The sequence below is a fragment of the Halomonas sp. 72 genome (assembly GCF_052379785.1).
Taxonomy (GTDB): Bacteria; Pseudomonadota; Gammaproteobacteria; order Pseudomonadales; family Halomonadaceae; genus Vreelandella; species Vreelandella citrativorans.
On sequence record NZ_JBQSYY010000023.1, the window covers coordinates 42,736 to 50,053 of the forward strand.

7 protein-coding genes are annotated in these 7,318 nt (G+C 51.9%); all 7 read right to left on the bottom strand.

The features are described 5' to 3' along the window. Positions 1 to 203: 203 nt before the first annotated feature. Entirely contained in the window at positions 204 to 761 is a 558-nt protein-coding gene (gene rfbC / locus ACT3T6_RS16060; protein WP_193053731.1) for a dTDP-4-dehydrorhamnose 3,5-epimerase, read from the bottom strand. Further along, on the bottom strand, positions 761 to 1,645 hold the full coding sequence (gene rfbA, locus ACT3T6_RS16065) for a glucose-1-phosphate thymidylyltransferase RfbA (RefSeq protein WP_193053732.1): 885 nt from the start codon (positions 1,643 to 1,645) through the stop codon (positions 761 to 763). The genes rfbC and rfbA overlap by 1 nt, the downstream gene beginning before the upstream one ends. 31 nt (positions 1,646 to 1,676) lie before the next feature. After that, positions 1,677 to 2,570: a dTDP-4-dehydrorhamnose reductase gene (gene rfbD, locus ACT3T6_RS16070; RefSeq protein ID WP_193053733.1), complete on the bottom strand. Its 894-nt coding sequence runs from the start codon at positions 2,568 to 2,570 to the stop codon at positions 1,677 to 1,679. A 716-nt stretch (positions 2,571 to 3,286) separates the two neighbouring features. Next, positions 3,287 to 4,354: a dTDP-glucose 4,6-dehydratase gene (rfbB, locus tag ACT3T6_RS16075; RefSeq protein ID WP_193053734.1), complete on the bottom strand. Its 1,068-nt coding sequence runs from the start codon at positions 4,352 to 4,354 to the stop codon at positions 3,287 to 3,289. Between the two features lie 180 nt (positions 4,355 to 4,534). After that, positions 4,535 to 5,800, bottom strand: a complete 1,266-nt coding sequence (locus ACT3T6_RS16080; protein ID WP_193053735.1) for an O-antigen ligase family protein — start codon at positions 5,798 to 5,800, stop codon at positions 4,535 to 4,537. Positions 5,801 to 5,992: 192 nt separating this feature from the next. Further along, entirely contained in the window at positions 5,993 to 7,000 is a 1,008-nt protein-coding gene (gene galE, locus ACT3T6_RS16085; protein WP_226913453.1) for a UDP-glucose 4-epimerase GalE, read from the bottom strand. A gap of 12 nt (positions 7,001 to 7,012) precedes the next feature. Further along, positions 7,013 to 7,318, bottom strand: a 306-nt coding sequence (locus ACT3T6_RS16090; protein ID WP_444625959.1) for a sugar transferase, incomplete at its 5' end; no start/stop codon positions are given.

Below are 7,318 nucleotides of genomic sequence, written 5' to 3' on the forward strand. Positions count from 1 at the left end.
ATTGTAAGGGATTAGCGGGCCTGGCTCTACTCTTGAGACTCTTTGTGAGCCTATTCATTTTATATTTATCCCCAAAAGGGGGTAACGTAATCGCCGAATGAACTATTGAAGTTCAAATGAGTAATAAAAAATAATTAGATTTAAAAAAACCACTCTGATCGCCAGAACGGTTTTACGTGCAGCGCCACATAAATAGAGTCCATCTACCATGGCTTGCCATATACCTCTGCAGCTTTAAACGCCCTGCCTGCTTGGTCTTTTTCAGATAGCGCGAAGGGTACCGGTAGCTCTGGCCACTGAATGTTCAGGTCCGGGTCGTCATAGCAAATACAGCGCTCGGATTCAGGGTGGTAGAAGTCGGTGGTTTTGTAGAGGAAGTCCGCTGTTTCAGACAGCACTACAAACGCATGACCAAAGCCTTCTGGCACCCACAGCTGTCGGCTGTTTTCAGCGGAAAGCTCAACGCCTACCCACTGGCCGAAGTGAGCCGAGTGTTTACGCAAATCGACCGCCACATCCCACACAGAGCCCTGCACCACGCGTACCAACTTACCTTGTGGCTGCTCTAACTGGTAATGGATGCCACGCAGTACACCCTGGCGGGAGCGCGAGTGGTTATCCTGCACAAATTCACGTGTGCAGCCTGTGGCCTCTTCAAACGCCTTCTGGTTAAAGCTTTCCATAAAGAAGCCGCGTTCGTCGCCAAACACCTTGGGCGTTAACGCTACCACGCCGGGTAGCGAGGTCTCTTCAATCTGCATTACAGGCCCCCTTTGGCATCCAGCCGCGTCAACAGGTATTGACCATAGCCGGTTTTAGACAGTGCATTCGCGCTCTCTCGCAGTTGAGCATCACTCAACCAGCCTTGCTGCCAAGCGATCTCTTCCAGGCAAGCTACTTTCAGGCCTTGGCGGTGCTCGATGGTTTGTACGTACTGGCTGGCTTCCAGCAAGCTATCGTGCGTGCCGGTATCCAGCCATGCAAAACCGCGCCCCAGGCGCTCAACACGCAGGTCGCCACGCTCAAGATACGCGTTATTGATGCTGGTAATTTCCAGTTCGCCGCGCTCTGAAGGCTCGACTTGGCGGGCAATGTCCACCACATCGTTGTCGTAGAAGTAGAGGCCAGTAACGGCATAGGGCGACTTCGGCGTAGCAGGCTTTTCCTCAATGGAAACCGCCTTGCCATCATTGTTAAACTCGACCACGCCAAAGCGTTCGGGGTCTTTCACTAAATAGCCAAACACCGTGGCGCCGCTTTGCTGCTCAGAAGCTCGTTTCAACTGGTCCGAAAAGTGCTGTCCGTGAAAGATATTATCGCCCAGCACCAAACAGACTGGTGCATCACCAATAAAATCTTCACCAATCAAAAACGCTTGCGCCAAGCCATCCGGGCTTGGCTGCACCGCGTACTCAAAACGTACGCCAAACGCGCTGCCATCGCCCAGCAGGTTTTCGTACTGAGAAAGATCTTCAGGTGTAGAGATAATCAGAATTTCCCGAATCCCGGCCAACATAAGCACCGAAATGGGATAGTAAATCATTGGCTTGTCATAAATAGGCAGTAGCTGCTTTGAAACACCGCGTGTAATTGGATGCAAGCGCGTACCGCTGCCTCCTGCCAAAATAATACCTTTACGTTGCATCGCTTTTTGCTCCTTGCTTATGGCTGCGCGGTTAACGCGAGCGGGCTATTTCTTCCACTGTCAGTGCCAATTGGCTTTGCCAATCCGGCAGCTGTACTGATAGCGCTTTTTCAAGTTTATCAACGGATAGCCGCGAGTTCAGCGGGCGCGCAGCGGGCGTCGGGTAATCCGTGGTTGGAATAGCCGAAACGCCGTCCGGCGTAATGACCAACGGTAAACCGCACTGCTTTGCCGCCTTAAAAATCTCACAGGCAAAGCCATGCCAACTGGTCTCGCCACGTGGTGCCAAATGATACACCCCGCTGGCCAAGGTGGCACCTTCGCTTAGCAACCTCGTTAGCGCCTGCTGCGTTATCAGCGCGATCAAACGTGCTGGCGTCGGCGCGCCCACCTGGTCATTAATAATGTTTAACGCCGAACGCTCCGCCCCCAAGCGCAGCATAGTGGCTAAAAAGCTTTTGCCAAAAGCACTGTAGACCCAACTGGTACGAAAGATCAGGTGCTGGCAGCCGCTATTCGCTACCGCTTCATCACCGGCAAGCTTGGTCGCGCCATAGACGTTGCACGGCCCGGTGGTGTCACTCTCTTGCCAGGGCGCACTGCCTTGGCCGCTGTATACGTAATCAGAAGAGTAATGGATCAGCCATTTGGATTGCTGCTGGCAGTATTCAGCTAACTGAGCGGGCAGCGCCGCGTTCAGGCGCTCAGCCATTGCCTGGTCGGACTCAGCGTTATCCACCGCCGTATAAGCCGCCGCATTGATCACTACATCGGGCTGATGCTGAGTCAAGAAAGCACTTACCGCGCCCGCATTGGAAAGATCAAGCGCTGCTCGATTAGGGGCTAACACGTCGCCCACTGTGGCAAGTTGGCGGCGTAGCTCGAACCCCACCTGGCCGTTACCGCCGGTAATCAATACCTTCATACCGCATTCCTTTGTTAAATCTTGAATTTGATCACCGCATCAACCACTAACACAATGTTTACCAAGCCCCCAGGTTTGATAACCATTGCAGGAGCAGGCTTCAGCCAGCGATGGGGTTGGCCCAACCCCGGGAGGCCTTCGGCCTCCTTCGCCGATGTGTCGGACCACCAGTGGAACTGGGCTCCCACAATGATTATCCAGCACCGAGGCCTGATAAACTGAGACCACAATACTTGCCCAGCCCCAAAGGTTTAATAAACATTGTAGGAGCAGGCTTCAGCCAGCGATGGGGTTGGCCCAACCCCGGGAGGCCTCCGGCCTCCTTCGCCCAGTGGAACTGGGCTCCCACAATGATTATCCAGCCCTGGAGCTTGAATTGGACTCCACAATGTTTACCCAGCCCCGAGGCTTGATGAACTAACCCCAACAATGTTTACCCAGCCACAAGGATTTGATAAACATTCTAGGAGCAGGCCTCAGCCAGCGAATGGGGTTGCCCCAACCCCGGGAGGCCTCCGGCCTCCTTCGCCGATGTGTCGGACCACCAATAAATTGGGCTCCCACAATGATTATCCAGCCCTGGAGCTTGAATTGAACTCCACAATGTTTACCCAGCCCCGAGGCTTGATAAATCAAGCTCCCACAAGGTTAATCTGCCTCCCGGGCCAATGAGGTTGTGAAAGCAGTTCAGTCAGCGACCACAAAAGTAACACCCTTCACAAGCTACCCAACCGCTCGCCTTGATAGCTACCGTCTTGCACGCGCTGCCACCATGCACGGTTATCAAGGTACCACTGAACGGTTTTACGCAGCCCGGTTTCAAAGGTTTCTTCCGGGCGCCAGCCAAGTTCGCGCTCGATTTTACTGGCATCAATCGCGTAACGCAGGTCGTGGCCTGGTCGGTCTTGTACAAAGGTGATCAAATCACGGTAACGATGCTCAGCGGGCACCAGCTCCTGCAATAAATCGCACAAGGTTTCGACCACCTCAAGGTTCGCCTTCTCGTTATGGCCGCCAATGTTGTAGGTTTCGCCTACCACGCCCTCGGTCGCGACCTTTACCAACGCACGGGCGTGGTCTTCTACGTACAGCCAATCACGCACCTGCTGGCCATTGCCATAGACCGGCAACGGCTTGCCCGCCAGAGCGTTTAAAATCATCAGCGGGATCAGCTTTTCAGGGAAGTGGTACGGCCCGTAGTTATTGGAGCAGTTGGTTAACAGTACCGGCAGGCCGTAGGTGCGGTGCCAGGCGCGCACCAGGTGGTCCGAACTTGCCTTGCTGGCGGAATAGGGTGAGCTGGGTGCATACGGCGTTTCTTCGGTGAAGAGGTCTTCCGGGCCTTCCAGGTCGCCATACACCTCATCGGTCGAGATATGATGGAAGCGGAACGCCGAGGCTTTTTCCGGCGCACTCGTTTGCAAGCCTTTCCAGTAATGGCGAGCCGCTTCCAACAGCGTGTAAGTGCCCACAATGTTGGTTTGAATAAACGCCGCTGGGCCATCTATAGAGCGATCCACGTGCGACTCTGCCGCCAAGTGCATCACCACATCCGGCTGGTAGCGCTCAACAATAGCCGCCATGCGCGATGCATCACCAATATCGGCCTGCTCAAAAGCGTAGCGCTCGCTGGCTTCAACATCAGCAAGCGACTCTAAATTACCGGCATAGGTTAACGCATCAATATTGACGACCGTGTGTTCGGTCTTTTTGATAAGTGCTCGCACAACCGCCGAGCCAATAAAGCCCGCACCGCCTGTTATTAAAAAAGTTTTCGTAGACATAGTTTCTTCACAAAAGGCCAATTTAATGATTCACCGTTATGCATGAGTCTGCGCTTTAAGCCAAATATTTTGGCATGTAGGCTCTTTAGCAACGACACATAGATAGAAAAAGCCAAGCGCCTGGGAGGCTAGGCGCAGGCTTGTACCCAGCACACTTTGTAATAGTGGCAAGAACCCCGATTACGACACTGGTGCCTGACGGGCCATTTGCGTTTGATTAGCGTAGATCCCCCAGAGCACAGCCAGCAAGAACGCGTACATCATTACACCGCTGTTGTGCGTTAAAAATGCTTGCGATAATCCAAAGTCCATAAAGGTAACCGGTAGCAGCACGCCCGCCGTTGCAACCGCACGCGTCGCTAAATCTTTAGCATTTATTTGTTTGGCGAATAAGCGCATGGGTACTAGATAAAGCGCTAACAGCACGACCAAGCCAAGTACGCCTCGCTTTGCAAACGCGTCTATAAATTCATTATGCGCGTGCCCATACTGGGTGACCTGCTGGTCAATAACCCCTTGTTCGCCCAGTGCTTGCATTGCCTGTACGTAGCCTTGCGTGCCCCACCCTGTGAGTGGTTTTTCCATTATTAAATGACTGGCGCCCCGCCACATTTCAAAGCGAGCACCTAACGAATTAGTGCGGTTCTCACCGCTTATATAATTATTGAGATCGTAAAAGGTGTAGTGCACCCTATCCTGAACACCTGTTTGAGGAATCAAGTAAACAACCAGGCCCGCTGCTATAACAGCGCCAACGATGGCAAGCTTCATTCTGGTAGCAAAGAAACTTCCGTAAGCGCGATAGAGTATAAGTAAAACAATGGGAAAGCCTACCCAGCCGCCACGGCTACCAGAAAAAAGCGACCCAAGTACGCCGCCTAAAAATCCAGCAAAAAGCAGCGTTATCCATAGCATACGGTGCTGGCGCTGGACATGTGCCCACCCCAGCCCCGCCAGGCAGAGCACGCCTAACAGCATACTTAAATTGCCGAACTGAATAACGTGCGTGAATCCTTGCGCTCTATCAATACCTTCGGCCAGTTTTTGCCAGCTTGCCCAGCCTCCTGCGCTTATTCCTCCTAACGCAATACCGGCCCACATAACACTTAAATGGGGCGGGTAGCGTAGCACCCACCATAGTGCAGGCACAGCCAATATAAAGCGTACAGGCTTATCGATTCCGCTACTGCCTTGCCCATCCCATAACGCTTCGGCCATACCTACTAGTGCATAAGCGCATAACACCGCCACAATCAGCCAGTCTTCTCGAGCAAGCGTTGGGAGGCGCCAACGCAACAATAAGTAAAGACCCGCTAGCATTAAAACAGCGGCACCTAGTGAGTAACCGCTGGGAATAATGAGTGCAATACTGACCAGTAGGAAAACAGCGGCATCCGTTAGCATCACAGAAAACGAGCGAGGCGCACAGGGATCGTGCATATTCATTGCAGGCTTCAAGACAAGTACCCTTCGATAAGCGCTGCTATAAACGGCAGCAGAAAGAGCGTGAATGCTACCACAGTTAAAACCTGTCCAAGAAAAGCATGCGTGCTTCCCAAGCACCCTGTGCCACTTTTAGGCTATCAGTCTTACAATATGCCCACGGACTTTCGCGGGAGAGAATCTGCTCATTTAGGTTCAGGTATGGTTAACCATCGCGTATTGCTGCCAGCGCCATGTATCTAACAACATCTCATCGAGTGATTTTTCGGCGTGCCAGGATAACTCCTTCTCGGCTTTAGCAGCATTGGCCCAAAAAGCAGCAAGATCGCCTTGGCGTCGTGGCGCAAATTGATAAGGAATATTGACCCCCGTTACCTCTATAAAGCTCTGCACCATATTGAGTACCGAGGTTCCACACCCAGTGCCCAAATTGTAGTAATTCACTCCTGGCGCCTCCAATACGCGCAACGCGGCGTAGTGCCCCTTAGCGAGGTCGACAACGTGCAGATAGTCACGCATGCAGGTGCCGTCCGGGGTTGGGTAGTTATTACCAAAAATCATGACGTGTGGAAGCACTCCCGCTGCTACCTGGCTGATATAGGGCATCAAATTATTAGGCGCCCCTTGGGGAGACTCACCAATAAGCCCTGTAGGGTGTGCTCCAATAGGATTAAAATAGCGCAGCAGAACGACAGACCAATCCGGGTCGCTTGTGTGCAAATCTTCAAGCACTTTTTCAACCATTCCCTTGGAAACGCCGTATGGGCTTGCCGAGACACCTCTTGGCATATTCTCCAGGTAAGGCACCTCTGACTCGGGTCCATATACGGTTGCTGATGAGCTAAAAATCAGCTTCTTGACGTTGGCTTGTTGCATGGCCTGGCACAAACATATCGTGCCATACACGTTGACTTCATAATAAGCCAAAGGCGTGCGGACACTTTCTCCCACTGCCTTTAAGCCTGCACAATGAATCACCGCATCAATCGAATTTTCAGCAAAGACAGAAGCCAAAAAAGCAGTATCGCGGATATCGCCCTCGTAAAATGAAACCGAGCGCTGTGTAATCGTCTCTATACGCTCGATAACACTGTACTTACTGTTACAAAGGTTATCGACAATAATCACTTCAATACCAGCCTGAAGAAGTTCTACTGCGATATGAGAGCCGATATAACCTGCACCGCCCGTTAACAACATCATCACAACATCTCGTTAATACGCATTTTTATGCTTGAATCCCTTAAAAATCGTCATACAGATAATTTTCAAATCCAGCCAGGTGGACCAGTTATCGATATACCATAAGTCGTACTCAACGCGTCTTTGCATTTTTTCCAATGTATCGGTTTCGCCTCTTAACCCGTTGACCTGCGCCCAACCCGTAATACCGGGTTTTACCTTATGGCGCCGCATATAGGATTCGACAAGCTCTTTGTAATACTCATTATGGGCGAGTGCATGTGGTCGTGGCCCAACTATCGACATTCTTCCTTGTAACACGTTATAAAATTGCGGTAA